Source organism: Streptomyces murinus (genome assembly GCF_002154555.1).
Taxonomy (GTDB): domain Bacteria; phylum Actinomycetota; class Actinomycetes; order Streptomycetales; family Streptomycetaceae; genus Streptomyces; species Streptomyces murinus.
The window spans coordinates 1-16598 of sequence record NZ_MUNF01000237.1; the positions used below are offsets into that span (position 1 = coordinate 1).

General features: G+C 71.7%; 4 protein-coding genes. All 4 read left to right on the forward strand.

The window, feature by feature from the left end; all coding sequences use genetic code 11:
* Nucleotides 1-869: asparagine synthetase A (locus CCN72_RS15935; RefSeq protein WP_107430111.1), on the forward strand; the 869-nt coding region annotated here is incomplete at its 5' end.
* Complete coding sequence (locus tag CCN72_RS15940) at nt 866-2149, forward strand: glutamate synthase-related protein (protein WP_208638015.1); 1284 nt, start codon at nt 866-868, stop codon at nt 2147-2149. The genes CCN72_RS15935 and CCN72_RS15940, both read left to right, overlap by 4 nt.
* Nucleotides 2150-2272: 123 nt before the next feature.
* Complete coding sequence (locus CCN72_RS15945; RefSeq protein WP_086808089.1) at nt 2273-10579, forward strand: non-ribosomal peptide synthetase; 8307 nt, start codon at nt 2273-2275, stop codon at nt 10577-10579.
* The coding region (locus CCN72_RS15950) for a non-ribosomal peptide synthetase (RefSeq protein ID WP_143664110.1) at nt 10576-16598 on the forward strand (6023 nt) is incomplete at its 3' end. The genes CCN72_RS15945 and CCN72_RS15950, both read left to right, overlap by 4 nt.

Below are 16598 nucleotides of genomic sequence, written 5' to 3' on the forward strand. Positions count from 1 at the left end.
AGGGCTTCCAGGAGCTGCTGCCGCCGCTCATCGGCCCGGTGACCGATCCCGGCATCCGCGGGTCCAAGCAGGTGGACGTGGACTTCTACGGCCACAAGTACAAGCTGATGACGAGTGCGATCCTCTACAAGCAGGCCACGCTCGCCGCCTTCGACAAGATCTTCTACATCGCGCCCAATGTGCGGCTGGAACCGCTGGAGACGGCGGTCACCCACCGCCACCTCGCCGAGTTCCACCAGATCGACGTGGAGATACGGGACGCCCGCCGCGAGGACGCGATGGCGCTCGCCGAGACCCTGGTCTCCCACACCGTGGCGGAGGTCCTGCGGGACATGCCCGCCGAGCTGGAACTGCTCGGCCGCGACGAGGACGCGCTGCGCGAGGCCGTCACGGGGGCCTTCGGCCGTACGAGCCACGAGCAGGCCACCGCCGGTCTGGTCGAGCTCGGGCACCCGCAGGACCCGGGCGCGGAGATCGACTGGCGGGGCGAGGAGATCCTGTCCGCCGGCTCCCGCCGCCCGTTCTTCGTCGTCGACTACCCCAAGGGCTCACGCGGCTTCTACGACCGCGAGGACACCGAACGCCCGGGCGTGCTGCGCAACTTCGACCTGATCGCCCCCGAGGGCTACGGCGAACTGGCCAGCGGCAGCGAGCGCGAGCACGACTACGCGACGCTGGTGACCCGGATGCGGGAGACCGGCGAGAACCCCGCCAAGTACGGCTGGTACCTGGACCTGGCCCGCCGCGGCATCCCGGCCAGCTCGGGCTTCGGCATCGGCCTGGAGCGCTTCACCCGGTACGTCACCGGCCGTACCGCCGTCTGGCAGGCCAGCGCCTACCCGAAGCTCCCGGGAGTGGTGTCCGCGTGAGCGCCGTACTGAGCGCCGCCGGCTTCCCCGAGACGGAGGTGCGCCGCCGCGCCCGGCTGGGGGCCGCGGCCGCCTTCCCCGACCTGTCCGTCTACGGCACCGGCCTGGTCGGCGCCGAGCCCGCCGGGCCCGACGTGGGCGATCCGCTGGAGCGGACCCGGATCGTGCCGCCGGTGTTCATGCCGGAGCGGCTGGAGAAACTGATCGAACTGGCCCGTGAGCCGCTGTACACGGATGTCGAACTGGACACCGTCATCGGCGGGTTCGCCTCCCGGCTGCCGCTGTACGTCTCGGCGTTCGGCTCCACCCAGGTCGCCAGCCGCGACCTCGGCGAGGCCGCCGGGGCCCAGGCCGGACGGCTGGGCATCCCGATGGTGATCGGCGAGAACGTGGTCCCCGTCAACGGCTACCGGGGCGCCAGCGAGGCCGAGGTCTCCTCGATGGCGGGCCGTATCACCGCCTACACCGAGGCCGCCGCCGCGTCCGGCAACGAGGAGTACGGCGGTGTGGTCGTCCAGCAGTCCACCGAGGACGCGGACGCCGAGGTGTGGAACCTCCTCTACAGCGATCCCGTGTCCCAGCCGCTGCTGGACGCCGGGAAGCTGGCCTTCGAGCTGAAGGTCGGCCAGGGCGCCAAGCCGGGCCTCGGCGGGCTGACGGTACTGGACCGCGAGGCGGCCGGGCGGGTCGCCGAACAGTACGCCACCCAGGAGGTGTTCGGCGCCGGCGACCGCGTGCTGCGGCTGAGCAGCCCCGGCACCTTCACCGAGGAGATCCTGCGACAGCAGATCCGGCTGATGCGCAACAACTTCCCGCGCGTCCGGGTCTGGGTGAAGCTCCACCCCGGGCGGGACGTGGCCCACGCCGCGGCCACCGCGTGGGCCTCCGGCGCGGACGCGGTGACCGTCGACGGCGCCGAGGCCGGCACCGCGTGGGCGCCGAGCGGCTTCCTGGCCCAGGTCGGGCTGCCGCTCGGCGAGTGCCTGACCCGGATCGGCCGCACCGGCCGCTGCCTGCTGGCCAGCGGACGCGTCTGGGAGGGCACCCGGGCGGTCAAGGCCCTGGCCCTCGGCGCCAGGGCGGTCGGGCTCGGCCGGGCGGCCCTGCTGGCCGTGGACGAGGACGGCGACGCGGGACTGCTGCGGCTGGCCGAGAGCATGGCCCTCGAACTGCGGATGCTGATCAGCGCCGTCGGAAAGTACCGGGTCGACGCCCTGTCCGCGGAGGACCTCCTGCTCCCCGCCGACGTGCGCCCCCCGCTCGCCCACGTCCTGCACTAGGGCCTCTCGGACAGTCCCTGGCCCCGCCTCCCGCTCCTCCCGTCGGCGCCGATCGCGGTCGCGGCGGTCCGCCCCCTTCCGCGCGCGAGCGCAGCCCCGAATCTTCGAGATTGGTGTGTCCAGATGCCCCAGCAGCAGGCCGGTCAGGCCCACTCGGTCGACATCGACGAGTACAACAGCACCGCGGTGGCCCTTCCCGAGCTGCCGCTGCACGAACTGTTCACCGCCCAGGCGGCCCGGACACCGGGTGCGGTGGGGCTGGTGTGCGGGGAAGTCGAGCTGACCTACGGACAGTTGGACGTGTCCTCGGACGGGTTCGCCCGTCGGTTGGTCGCGGCCGGGGTGCGTCCCGGTGATCGGGTGGGGCTGTTCCTGGACCGGTCGGTGGCGTATGTCGTGGCGATGCTGGGGGTGTTGAAGGCGGGGGGCGTGTATGTGCCGTTGGATGCGCGGCAGCCGGTGGAGCGGTTGGGGTGGATGCTGCGGGACACGGGTGCGGTGCTGCTGGTGACCGATCGCGGTGAGGGCGGGGCGGAGTTCGCCGGTGAGCTGCCGGTGGTGCGGGTGGGTGCCGAAATCGCAACGGCTGAAGGGGAGTCGGCGCCGCTGGAGCTGTGCGTCGCTCCCGATCAGGCGGCGTACGTGATGTACACCTCGGGGTCGAGCGGCACCCCGAAGGGCGTGGTGAACACGCACCGCAATGTGGTGGAACTGGCCCTGGACCCCTGGTGGTCCGGCTCCGGCGCGCGCCACCGCCGCGTTCTCGCCTACTCACCGCTGGCCTTCGACTCCTCGACGTACGAACTGTGGGTGCCGCTGCTGAGCGGCGGACTGGCGGTGATCCTCCCCGCGGCCAAGATCGACCTCGGCGAGATCGCGGACGCCATCACCCGATTCGATGTCACGGCCGCCTACTTCACCACCGCCCTCTTCGACGCGATGGCGCACGAGGCCGTCGACAGCCTGGGGCACCTGGAGGAGATCTGGACCGGCGGCGACGTGCTGTCAAGGACCGCGCTGGAGAAGGTGCTCGCGCACTGCCCCGGGACCACCGTCGTGCACGCCTACGGCCCGACCGAGTCGACGGTCTTCTGTAGCTACCAGGTCTTCGCCACGGACACCCGGACCGTGGAACGGCTCCACCTGGGCGTCCCGATGGCCAACACCGCCATGTACGTCCTGGACGAGCGCCTGTGCCCGACGCGGCCGGGCGAGCCGGGCGAGCTGTACGTCGCCGGGTCGCATCTCGCCGTCGGCTACTTCGGTCGTCCGGCGCTGACGGCGGAGCGGTTCACCGCGAACCCGTACGGTCGGCCCGGCAGTCGTATGTACCGCACGGGCGATCTGGCCCGCTGGAACCAGCACGGTGAGATCGAGTTCCTTGGCCGTGCCGATCAGCAGGTCAAGCTTCGTGGCTTCCGGATCGAACTCGGTGAGATCGAGACGGTGTTGAGCCGGGCGGCGGAGGTGGGGCAGGCGGCGGTCGTCGTGCGGGAGGACCGCCCGGGGGACAAACGGCTCGTCGCGTACGTCGTGCCGGGTACCGGGTGCGAGATCGACCCGGAGGCACTGCGGCGGTACGTGGAGGGGGCGCTGCCCGAGTACATGGTGCCGTCGGCCTTCGTCACCCTGGACGCCCTGCCGCTCACCGCCAACGGGAAGCTCGACCGGCGGGCCCTGCCCAAGCCGGCCCTGCGGGGCGGCGCGGGCGGCCAGGCCGCGCGCACGCCCGCCGAAGAGGTCCTGTGCACCCTGTTCGCGGAGGCCCTGGGGCTGCCGTCGGTCTCGGTGGACGACGACTTCTTCCGGCTCGGCGGCCACTCGCTGCTCGCCACCCGCCTCGTCTGCCGCATCCGCGCCCTGCTCGGCACCCAGCTGTCGCTGACCGACTTCTTCCGCCACCCGACGGCCGCCCTGCTCGCCGGTCATCTCGCCGGAGCGGTCGCGGAGGACCGTCCCGCGCTGGTGGCGGCCGAGCGCGGTGCCACGGTCCCGCTCTCCCCGGCCCAGCAACGGCTCTGGTTCCTGGACCAGTTGGAAGGCCCGTCGGCGACGTACAACATCCCGCTGGCCGTCCGGGTGCGCGGCGCCCTCGACCGGGAGGCGCTGCGCCGCGCCCTGTCGGACGTCGTCGCCCGGCACGAGGTGCTGCGCACGCGGTACCCGGCCCAGGACGGCACGCCGTACCAGTACGTGCTGCCGGTGGAGTCGATCGATCTCGCGCTGCCTGTGGTCCCGGTGACCGAGGACGCGCTGCGGGACACCCTCGGCGAGCTGGCCGGCAGCCTGGCCTTCGATCTCGCCCATGACCTGCCCGTCCGGGGGACCCTGCTGGAGCTGGCGCCGGACGACCATGTGCTGCTGCTGGTGGTGCACCACATCGCCTCGGACGGCTGGTCGAACACCCCGCTGATGCGGGACCTGGGGACCGCGTACGAGGCCCGGCTCGACGGGGTGGCGCCGGGCTGGGAGCCGCTGCCGGTCCAGTACGCCGACTACACGCTGTGGCAGCGGGAGGTCCTGGGGAGCGCGGACGACCCGGACAGCGTGATCGCCTCGCAACTCGCTTACTGGAAAGGTGCGTTGGCGGAGCTGCCCGACACGGTGTCGCTGCCCGCGGACCGGCCCCGCCCGGTCGTGGCCTCCTACCGGGGCGCCACACACACCGTGTCCTGCCCGGCCGAGACGCACCGGGCTCTCACCGCCCTGGCCCGGGAGACCGGCACCACGTTCTTCATGGTCGCCCAGGCGGCGGTGGCCGCGCTGCTGACCCGCTCGGGCGCCGGTACCGACATCGTCATCGGGTCCCTTGTCGCGGGGCGCGGCGACGAGGCGCTCGACGAACTGGTCGGCTTCTTCGTCAACACCCTGGTCCTACGCACCGACACCGGCGGAGACCCCTCCTTCCGCGAACTCCTCCGGCGCGCCCGGGAGACCGACCTCGCGGCCTGGGCGCACCAGGACGTGCCGTTCGACCGCCTTGTCGAGGCCGTCAACCCCGAGCGGTCCGCCTCCCGGCACCCGCTCTTCCAGGTCATGCTCACCGTGGCCGACGCCGTCGACCCGGCGCCGCCGCTGCCCGGCGCGGACACCAGCGCGAACCAACTCCCGCTGGGCGCGGCAAAGTTCGACTTCACGGTGAACTTCCACGAGCACCACACCCACGACGGCGGCCCGGCCGGCCTCGACATCACCATCGAGTACGCCACCGACCTCTACGACGCCGTCACCATGCGCGCCGCGGCGGCCCGTCTGGTCCGGCTGCTCGGCGCGGCCGTCACCGAACCCGAGACCCCGATCGGCCGGATCGATCTGTTCGGCGAGGCCGAGCGCGCCGAACTCCTCGTCGCCTACAACGAGACCGCGACCGAGCTGCCCACCGCTTCCCTGCCGGAACTGTTCACGGCGCAGGCGGCACGTACACCGGGTGCGGTGGGGCTGGTGTGCGGGGAAGTCGAGCTGACCTACCGGCAGTTGGACGCTTCCTCGGATGCGTTCGCCCGTCGGTTGGTCGCGGCCGGGGTGCGTCCTGGTGATCGGGTGGGGCTGTTCCTGGACCGGTCGGTGGCGTATGTCGTGGCGATGCTGGGGGTGTTGAAGGCGGGGGGCGTGTATGTGCCGTTGGATGCGCGGCAGCCGGTGGAGCGGCTGGGGTGGATGCTGCGGGACACGGGTGCGGTGCTGCTGGTGACCGATCGCGGTGAGGGTGGGACGGAGTTCGCCGGTGAGCTGCCGGTGGTGCGGGTGGGTGCCGAAATCACAACAGGCGACGGCGAGTTGGCGCCATTGGGACTCTCGCTCTCCCCGGATCAGGCGGCGTACGTGATGTACACCTCCGGGTCGAGCGGCACCCCAAAGGGCGTGGTGAACACGCACCGCAATGTGGCGGAACTGGCCCTGGACCCCTGGTGGGCGAGCGGTCGGCACCGCCGCGTGCTGGCCTACTCACCCCTGGCCTTCGACTCCTCGACCTACGAACTGTGGGTGCCGCTCCTCAGCGGCGGACTGGCGGTGATCCTCCCGGCCGCCAAGATCGACCTCGGCGAGGTCGGGGACGCCATCGCCCGACACGGCGTCACGGCCGCCTACTTCACCACCGCCCTCTTCGACGCGATGGCCCAGGAGGCCGTCGACAGCCTGGGCCGCCTGGAGGAGATCTGGACCGGCGGCGACGTCCTGTCGGCCACGGCCCTGCGGACGGTCCTGGACCGGTGCCCGGACACCACCGTCGTGCACGCCTACGGCCCGACCGAGGCGACCGTGTTCTGTAGCTACCAAGCCTTCACGACGGACACCCGGACCGTGGAACGGCTCCACCTCGGCGGCCCCATGGCCAACACCGGCATGTACATCCTGGACGACCGGTTCCGCCCCGCGCCTCCGGGCGTCACGGGCGAGCTGTACGTCGCCGGGTCGCATCTCGCCGTCGGCTACTTCGGTCGTCCGGCGCTGACGGCGGAGCGGTTCACCGCGAATCCGTACGGTCGGCCCGGCAGTCGTATGTACCGCACGGGCGATCTGGCCCGCTGGAACCAGCACGGTGAGATCGAGTTCGTCGGCCGTGCCGATCAGCAGGTCAAGCTTCGTGGCTTCCGGATCGAACTCGGCGAGATCGAGACGCTGTTGAGCCAGGCGGCGGAGGTGGCGCAGGCGGCTGTCGTCGTGCGGGAGGACCGTCCGGGGGACAAGCGGCTCGTCGCGTACGTCGTGCCGGGTGCCGGGTGCGAGATCGACCCGGAGGCGCTGCGGCGGTACGCCGGGGGAGTGCTGCCCGAGTACATGGTGCCGTCGGCCTTCGTCACCCTGGACGCCCTGCCGCTCACCGCCAACGGCAAGCTCGACCGGCGGGCCCTGCCCAGGCCGGCCCTGCGGGGCGGCGCGGGCGGCCAGGCCGCGCGCACGCCCGCCGAAGAGGTCCTGTGCACCCTGTTCGCGGAGGCCCTGGGGCTGCCGTCGGTCTCGGTGGACGACGACTTCTTCCGGCTCGGCGGCCACTCGCTGCTCGCCACCCGGCTGGTCGCGAGGGTGCGGGAGATCTTCGGGGTACAGGTGCTGGTGCGGGACCTGTTCCGGCACCCGACGGCGGCCGCGCTGGCCGCTCACCTCGCGGACGGACAGGATGGCCAGGACGGACAGGACGGCCAGGGTGCCACCATCCGCCCCGCCCTGACCGCCGGATCCCGTCCGGCACGACTGCCGCTCTCCCCCTCCCAGCAACGGCTCTGGTTCCTCGACCAGTTGGAGGGCCCCTCGGCGACGTACAACATCCCGCTGGCCATCCGCCTCACGGGCGGCCTCGACCGGGACGCGCTGCGTGCCGCCGTGTCGGACGTCGTGGCCCGGCACGAGGCATTGCGCACCCTGTTCCCCGCCGAGAAGGGCGAGCCGTATCAGCGGATCGTCCCGGCCGACCGGGCGGAGGTCCCCTTCGCCGTCCTCGGCGCCGACGAGGACACGCTCGCGGCGCGGATCGGCGAGGAGGCGGGGCAACCGTTCGTCCTGGACTCCGAACTCCCCGTACGCGCCGTCCTGTTCGAGCTGGCGCCGGATGAGCACGTCCTGCTGCTGGTGATGCATCACATCGCCTCGGACGGCTGGTCGAACACCCCGCTGACGCGGGACCTGGGGATCGCGTACGGTGCCCGGATCGAGGGCGGCGCGCCGGGCTGGGAGCCGCTGCCGGTCCAGTACGCCGACTACACGCTGTGGCAGCAGGAGGTGCTGGGCGACGCGGACGACCCGGGCAGCGTGCTCTCCTCCCAACTGGACTTCTGGAAGGGTGCGTTGACGGGACTGCCGGACGAGGTGTCGTTGCCCGCGGACCGGCCGCGTCCCGCGACGGCCTCCTACCGGGGTGCCACACACACCGTGTCCTGCCCGGCCGAGACGCACCGGGCTCTCACCGCCCTGGCCCGGGAGACCGGCACCACGTTCTTCATGGTCGCCCAGGCGGCGGTGGCCGCGCTGCTGACCCGCTCGGGCGCCGGAACCGACATCGCCGTCGGCGCCCCCGTCGCCGGACGCGCGGACCAGGCGCTGGACGATCTGGTCGGCTTCTTCGTCAACACCCTGGTCCTGCGCACCGACACCGGCGGGGACCCGTCCTTCCGTGAACTCCTGCGCCGTACACGGGCAACCGACCTCGCGGCCTGGGCCCATCAGGACGTGCCGTTCGACCGACTTGTCGAGGCCCTCAACCCCGAGCGCTCCACCTCCCGCCATCCCCTCGCGCAGGTCATGCTCTCGGTCACCGACGCGGTCGTACCGGTGCCCGAACTGCCGGGTGTGACCGCCGAGTCGGAGTTCACGCCGCTGGAGATCGCCAAGTTCGACCTCACCTTCACCTTCCGGGAGCACCGCACCCCGGGAGGCGAACCGGCCGGCTTCGACCTGAGCGTGGAGTACGCCACCGACCTGTACGACGCGGACACCGTCCGGGCCGCCGCGGCCCGTCTGACCCGGCTGCTGGGCGCGGCGGCCGACGCCCCCGACCTGCCGGCCGGCGAGCTGGACATGCTCGGCGACGAGGAGCGCCGACGGCTGCTCGTCACCTGGAACGGCGCCGTGGTCCCCTGTGCCGGGACCTCGCTGCCGGAGGCGTTCGCCGCGCAGGTCGCCCGTGAACCGGCCGCGCCGGCCGTGGTGATGGGCGAACGCACCCTCACCTACGCCGAGTTGGACGAGCGCACCGACCGGTTGGCCCGTCGGCTCATCGGCGAGGGCATCCGCGCCGGGAACCCCGTGGTCCTCTTCCTGGAGCGCTCGCTGGAGGCGGTGGTCGCCCTGCTCGCGGTCGTGAAGGCCGGAGCGGTCTACGTCCCGCTGGACGTCCGCTACCCCGCCGACCGCATCGCCCTCATCATCCGGGACTCCAAGGCCACCGTCTTCCTCACCGACCGCGATCTGACGGGCCTCGGCCTTCCCGAGCAGGCCCGGACGATCCCGGTCACCGGTGTGGCTGACCACCCGGCTGACCACCCGGCTGGCTACCCGGCAGACCTCCCGCCGGGCCCGCAGATCACGGCCAGGGGAGCGGAGCCCCTGCCCCGGATCCACCCCGACCAGCCGGCCTACGCCATGTTCACCTCCGGCTCGACCGGCGTCCCCAAGGGCGTCGCGGTCACCCACCGCAACATCACCGAGCTGGCCGCCGACGAACGGTTCCCCCTCGCGTCACGGGCCCGGGTGCTGCTGCACTCCCCGATGGCCTTCGACGCCTCGACCTTCGAATTCTGGATGCCGCTGCTGACCGGCGGCACGCTCGTCGTCGCACCGCCCGGACCGCTGGACACCACCACGATGAGCCGCGCGCTGTCCGAGGGCCGGATCACGGGGCTGATCCTGTCGTCCGGACTGTTCCAGATGCTGGCCGAGGACGACCCTGCGGCGCTGGCGGGCGTACGGACCATACTGACCGGCGGTGACGTCATGTCCGTCGAAGCGGTCCGCCGTATCCATCAGCACTGCCCCGAGACCACCGTGCTCAACGGCTACGGCCCGACCGAGACGACCGTCCTGGTCGCCGCGCACACCGTCCGGGCGCCGCACGACCTCCCGGGCGCGGTGCCCATCGGCACCCCGCTGGACAACACCCGGATGTACGTCCTGGACAGCCGGATGCGCCTGGTCCCGCCCATGACACCGGGCGAGCTGTACCTGGCGGGCTCCGGACTGGCCACCGGCTACCCGAACCGGTCCGCGCTGACCGCCGAGCGGTTCACCGCCGACCCTTACGGGCCGCCCGGCAGCCGTATGTACCGCACGGGCGACCTGGCCCGCTGGAACCGGCGCGGAGAGATCGAGTTCCTGGGCCGCGCCGACCAGCAGGTCAAACTCCGTGGCTTCCGGATCGAACCCGGTGAGATCGAGACGGTCCTGTGCCGGCACCCTTCGGTGGCGCAGGCGGCCGTGGTGCTCGGCGAGATCAGGGCGGGCGACAAGTGCCTGATCGCCTACGTCACCCCCTTCGACGGCGGCCGGGTGGACATCGCCGAGCTGCGCGCGTGGGTGGCCGCGACCCTGCCCGACTACATGGTGCCGTCCGCCTTCGTCCAGCTGGACGCCCTGCCGCTCACCGCCAACGGCAAGCTCGACCGCCGTGCCCTGCCCGCGCCCGAACCGGCCGACACGGGAGCGGCGGCCGAGGGCCGGGTCCCGCGCACCCCCAACGAGGAGATGCTCTGCGGCCTGTTCGCCGAGCTGCTCGGCCGCCCGTCGGTCTCCATCGACGACAACTTCTTCCACCTGGGCGGGCATTCGCTGCTCGCCACCCGGCTCGTGCGCCGGATCAACAGCGTCATGGGGGTCGACCTGCCGATCGGCGCCCTCTTCAACAACCCGATGGTGGCCACGCTGGTCGAGCAGCTCGACCGTATCGGCAGCGCCCGGCCCAAGCTTCGGCCCATGCGCCGGATGGGAGCGTCCAAGTGATCCCCTTGTCCTTCGCCCAGCAGCGGCTGTGGTTCCTGGACCAGATGAAAGGCCCCTCCGCGACCTACCACATTCCGCTGGCCGTCCGGATGCGCGGCGCCCTCGACCGCGCTGCCCTGCGGGGCGCCCTGTCGGATGTCGTGGCCCGGCACGAGGTGCTGCGCACCCTGTTCCCCGCCCAGGAGGGGACGCCGTACCAGTCGATCGTCGAGGAGGAGGACGTCGATCTCCCGCTGCCGGTGATCCCGGTGACCGAGGACGCGCTCGCCGACACCCTCGGCGAACTGGCGGCGAAGACCTTCGACCTCGCCCGTGACCTGCCCCTGCGCGCGACCCTGCTGGAGCTGGCCCCCGAGGACCATGTCCTGCTGCTGGTCGTGCATCACATTGCCTCGGACGGCTGGTCCAACGCCCCACTGATGCGGGACCTGGGGATCGCGTACTCCGCTCGGGTCGGCGGGGTGGCGCCGGGCTGGGAGCCGCTGCCGGTCCAGTACGCCGACTACACGCTGTGGCAGCAGGAGGTGCTGGGGGACGCGGACGACCCGGACAGTGTGCTCTCCTCCCAACTGGACTTCTGGAAGGGCACGTTGGCGGGACTGCCGGACGAAGTGTCGCTGCCCGCGGACCGGCCGCGCCCGGTGGTGGCGTCGTACCGGGGCGCCACCTGCGAGGCGTCCTGCCCGGCCGGGACGCACCGGGCGCTCACCGCTCTGGCCCGGGAGACCGGCACCACGTTCTTCATGGTCGCCCAGGCGGCGGTGGCCGCGCTGCTGACCCGCTCGGGCGCCGGAACCGACATCGTCATCGGCTCCCCGGTCACCGGCCGCGGCGACGAAGCCCTCGACGACCTGGTCGGCTTCTTCGTCAACACCCTGGTCCTGCGCACCGACACCGGCGGGGACCCGTCCTTCCGCGAACTGCTGCGCCGCGCCCAGAAGACCGATCTGGCGGCCTGGGCGCACCAGGACGTGCCGTTCGACCGTCTTGTCGAGGTCCTCAACCCGGAGCGCTCGGCCTCCCGCCACCCCCTCTTCCAGGTGATGCTCACCGTCGGCCAGTCGCTCGACGCGGCGGCTCCCGAACTCGGCTGCCTGGAAACGTCGTTGGTGATCCCGGAACTGCGGATCGCCAAGTTCGACCTGACCTTCGGCTTCCAGGAGCGCCCCTGCGGCGACGGCGAGCCGGCCGGATTCGACATCGTCGCCGAGTACGCCACCGACCTGTACGACGTGCGGACGGTACGGGCGGTCCTCGACCGGCTGACGCGTCTGCTCACCGCGGTGGCCGAGACCCCGGACACACCGATCGGCGAGCTGGACGTGCTGGCGGCAGACGAACGCCGGCAACTGGACACGTGGGCCGGTCCGCGCACCCGCGCCCCCCAACTCTCCCTGGACCAGCTGTTCAGCGGGAAGGCGGCCGCGACCCCCGACGCCTTGGCCCTTGTCCATGAGGAGCAGCGGATCACGTACGCGGAGCTGGACATCTGGTCCAACCGCCTCGCCCGCCACCTCACCGCACGCGGCGTGACCCCGGGCAGCCTGGTCGCCATCCACCTCGAACGCTCACCCCTGCTGATCGCCTCGCTGCTCGCGGTGCTGAAGGCCGGTGCCGGATACACCCTGCTGGACCCCCAGTTCCCGCTGGAGCGACTGAACGGCGTTCTCGCGCAGACCGATCCGGCCGCCGTGATCAGCCAGGCGTATCTCCCGGCACTGGAGCACACCGCGCCGTTGATCGACCTGACCGCCGACGCGACGGTGATCGCGGCGACTTCGGGCACGGCGGTGGAGACGTCCGGCCATCCCGAGGCCGTGGCCTGCGTCATGTTCACGTCCGGTTCGACCGGCACCCCGAAGGGTGTAGCCGCCTCTCATCGTGCCCTGGCGGCGACGTTCTTGGGTCCGGACTATCTCCATTTCGGCCCGGAGCAGAGCTACTTGCAGTGCTCGCCCATCTCTTGGGACGCCTTCGCGCTTGAGGTCTTCGGCCCGCTTCTCCACGGTGGTACCTGTGTCCTCCAGCCCGGTCAGCACACCGATCCGCATCAGATCGTGGAGCTGGTGGAGCGGCATCGGATCACCACGCTCCAGATGTCCGCGAGCCTGTTCAACCACATGCTGGACGAACACCCCGCCGTATTCGACGTCGTACGCGAGGCCATGACGGCCGGTGAAGCCGCCTCACCCACCCATACCGCACGGGCCCTCGCCGACCACCCTCACTTGCATCTGATCAACGGCTACGGCCCCGCGGAGAGCATGGGTTTCACCACCACTCACCCCATCACCACCGACACCGCGGACGCCACCACCATCCCCATCGGGGGTCCGGTGACGGGCAAGAACGCGTACGTCCTCGGCCCGAACCTCGAACTCCTCCCGCCCAACACCCCCGGCGAGCTGTACGTCGCCGGACACGGTCTGGCCCACGGCTACATCGGCCAACCCGCCCTGACCGCAGACCGGTTCACCGCGAACCCGTACGGTCCTCCCGGCAGTCGTATGTACCGGACGGGTGACCTGGCGCGCTGGAATCGCCGGGGCGAGCTGGAGTATCTCGGCCGCGCGGACCAGCAGTTGAAGCTCCGGGGGTTCCGCATCGAACCCGGCGAGGTCGAGAACGTCCTGTGCGGGCACCCCTCCGTGGCCCAGGCGGCGGTCGCCGTGCGTGAGGTTCGCCCGGGGGACAAGCGGCTCGTCGCGTACGTCGTTCCGGTCGCCGGGAGCCGGATCGAGCCGGAGGCGCTGCGCCGGCACACCGAGAGCGCGCTGGCCGACTACATGGTCCCGGCCGTCTTCATGGCGCTGGACGCCCTTCCCCTGACCGTTAACGGCAAGCTCGACCAGCGGGCCCTGCCCCAGCCAAGCCTCCAGGGCCACACCACCGACGGACGGGCCCCCCGCACCCCCGCCGAAGAGGTCCTGTGCACCGTCTTCGCCGAGGTGCTGGGGCTGCCCTCGGCCTCCGTGGACGACGACTTCTTCCGCCGCGGCGGCCACTCCCTGCTCGCCACCCGGCTGGTCTCCCGGGTGCGTGAGATCTTCGGAGTGCAGCTCCTGGTACGGGACTTGTTCCGGTACCCCACGGTCGCCGCGCTGGCCCAGCGCATCGCGGGCGACCGGGCGGAAGCGTCCCGTCCCGCCCTGGTGGCGGGGGAGCGCCCGGCACGGCTGCCGCTCTCCCCGGCCCAGCGCCGGCTCTGGTTCCTGGACCAGATGGAGGGCCCCTCGGCGACGTACAACATCCCGATGGCCATACGGCTGACCGGCGACCTCGACCGTGCGGGGCTGCGGGGCGCCCTGGGGGACGTCGTGGGCCGGCACGAGGCGCTGCGCACCCTGTTCCCCGCCGAGCACGGCGAACCCCGCCAGCAGATCGTCCCGGCCGACCGGGCGGAGGTCCCCTTCACCGTCCTCGGCGCCGACGAGGACACTCTTGCGGCCCGGATCAGCGAGCAGGCCGGCCGGCCCTTCGCCCTCGACTCCGAACTCCCGCTCCGCAGCGTCCTGTTCGAGCTCGCACCGGACCACCACGTCCTGCTCCTGGTGGTGCACCACATCGTCTCGGACGGCTGGTCGAACACCCCGCTGATGCGGGACCTGGGGACCGCGTACTCCGCTCGGGCCGGCGGGGCGGCGCCGGGCTGGGAGCCACTGCCCGCCCAGTACGCCGACTACACCCTGTGGCAGCAGGCACTGCTGGGGGATGCCGACGACCCGGACAGCCTGATCGCCGCCCAGCTCGGCCACTGGCGCAACGCCCTGGAAGCCGTACCGGACGAGGTGACCCTTCCCGCCGACCGGCCGCGCCCGGTGGTGGCCTCCTACCGGGGTGCCACGCACACCGTGTCCTGCCCGGCCGAGACGCACCGCGCGCTCACCGCCCTGGCCCGGGAGACCGGCACGACGTTCCTCATGGTGGCGCAGGCCGCGGTGGCGGCGCTGCTGACCCGCTCGGGAGCTGGTACCGACATCGTCGTCGGCTCGCCCGTGACCGGCCGCGCGGACCAGGCGCTCGACGATCTGGTCGGCTTCTTCGTCAACACCCTGGTCCTGCGCACCGACACCGGCGGGGCTCCGTCCTTCCGTGAACTCCTGCGCCGCGCCCGGGACACGGACCTCGCCGCCTGGGCCCACCAGGACGTTCCCTTCGACCGCCTTGTCGAGGCCCTCAATCCGGAGCGCTCGGCCTCCCGGCACCCGCTGTTCCAAGTCATGCTCACCGTCGGCCAGTCCCTCGGCACCGGATCCGAACTCGGGTCACTGGAAACCGAGTTCGTCGTCCCCGAGTTGAGGATCGCGAAGTTCGACCTGACCTTCGGCTTCGAGGAGCACCTGACCGAGGACGGCGGTTCGGCCGGCTTCGACATCTGCGTGGAGTACGCCACCGACCTGTACGACGCCGGTACGGTACGGGCCGCCGTGGCGCGCCTGGTCCGGCTGCTCGGCGCGGCGGCCGAGGCCCCCGATCTGCCGTTCGGCCGACTGGAGATCCTCGGCGAGGAGGAGCGCGGCCGGCTCACGGCCTGGGCCGGTCCTGACACCTCCGCCCCGCGGCTCTCCCTGGACCGGCTGTTCAGCGAGCGGGCGGCGCGGGTCCCCGACTCGGTGGCCCTCGTCCATGAGGAGCAGCGGATCACGTACGCGGAGCTGGACATCTGGTCCAACCGCCTGGCCCGCCACCTCACTTCGCGGGGCGTGACGCCGGGCAGCCTGGTCGCCATCCATCTCGAACGCTCACCGCTGCTGATCGCCTCGCTGCTCGCGGTGCTGAAGGCCGGTGCCGGATACACCCTGCTGGACCCGCAGTTCCCGCTGGAGCGACTGAACGGCGTTCTCGCGCAGACCGATCCGGCCGCCGTGATCAGCCAGGCGTATCTCCCGGCACTGGAGCACACCGCGCCGTTGATCGACCTGACCGCCGACGCGACGGTGATCGCGGCGACTTCGGGCACGGCGGTGGAGACGTCCGGCCATCCCGAGGCCGTGGCCTGCGTCATGTTCACGTCCGGTTCGACCGGCACCCCGAAGGGCGTGGCGGCGTCCCATCGCGCCTTGGCGGCAACGTTCTTGGGTCCGGACTATCTCCATTTCGGCCCGGAGCAGAGCTACTTGCAGTGCTCGCCGATTTCCTGGGACGCCTTCGCGCTTGAGGTCTTCGGGCCGCTCCTGCACGGTGGTACCTGTGTTCTCCAGCCTGGTCAGCACACCGATCCGCATCAGATCGTGGAGTTGGTGGAGCGGCATCGGATCACCACGCTCCAGATGTCCGCGAGCCTGTTCAACCACATGCTGGACGAACACCCCGCCGTATTCGCCATCGTGCGTGAGGCCATGACGGCGGGCGAGGCCGCCTCACCCACCCATACGGCTCGGGCCCTCGCCGACCACCCCCATCTGCATCTGATCAACGGCTACGGCCCCGCGGAGAGCATGGGCTTCACCACCACCCACCTCATCACCGCGGACGCCACCACCATCCCCATCGGCGGCCCGGTGACGGGCAAGAACGCGTACATCCTCGGCCCGAACCTCGAACTCCTCCCGCCCAACACCCCCGGCGAGTTGTACGTCGCCGGACACGGTCTGGCCCACGGCTACATCGGCCAACCCGCCCTGACCGCCGACCGGTTCACCGCGAACCCGTACGGCCCGCCCGGCAGTCGTATGTACCGGACCGGTGACCTGGCCCGCTGGAACCACCGGGGCGAGTTGGAGTATCTCGGCCGCGCGGACCAGCAGTTGAAGCTCCGGGGGTTCCGCATCGAACCCGGCGAGGTCGAGAACGTCCTGTGCGGGCACCCCTCCGTGGCCCAGACGGCCGTGGTCATCGGCGAGATCCGGCCAGGCAACAAGGGCCTCATCGCCTATGTGACACCCCTCGACGGGGCCCGCATCGACATCGCCGGACTCCGCGCCCACGCCTCCGCGTCGCTTCCCGACCATATGATCCCGGCGGCCTACGTCCCTCTGGACGCCCTCCCGCGCACCACCAACGGCAAGCTCGACCGCCG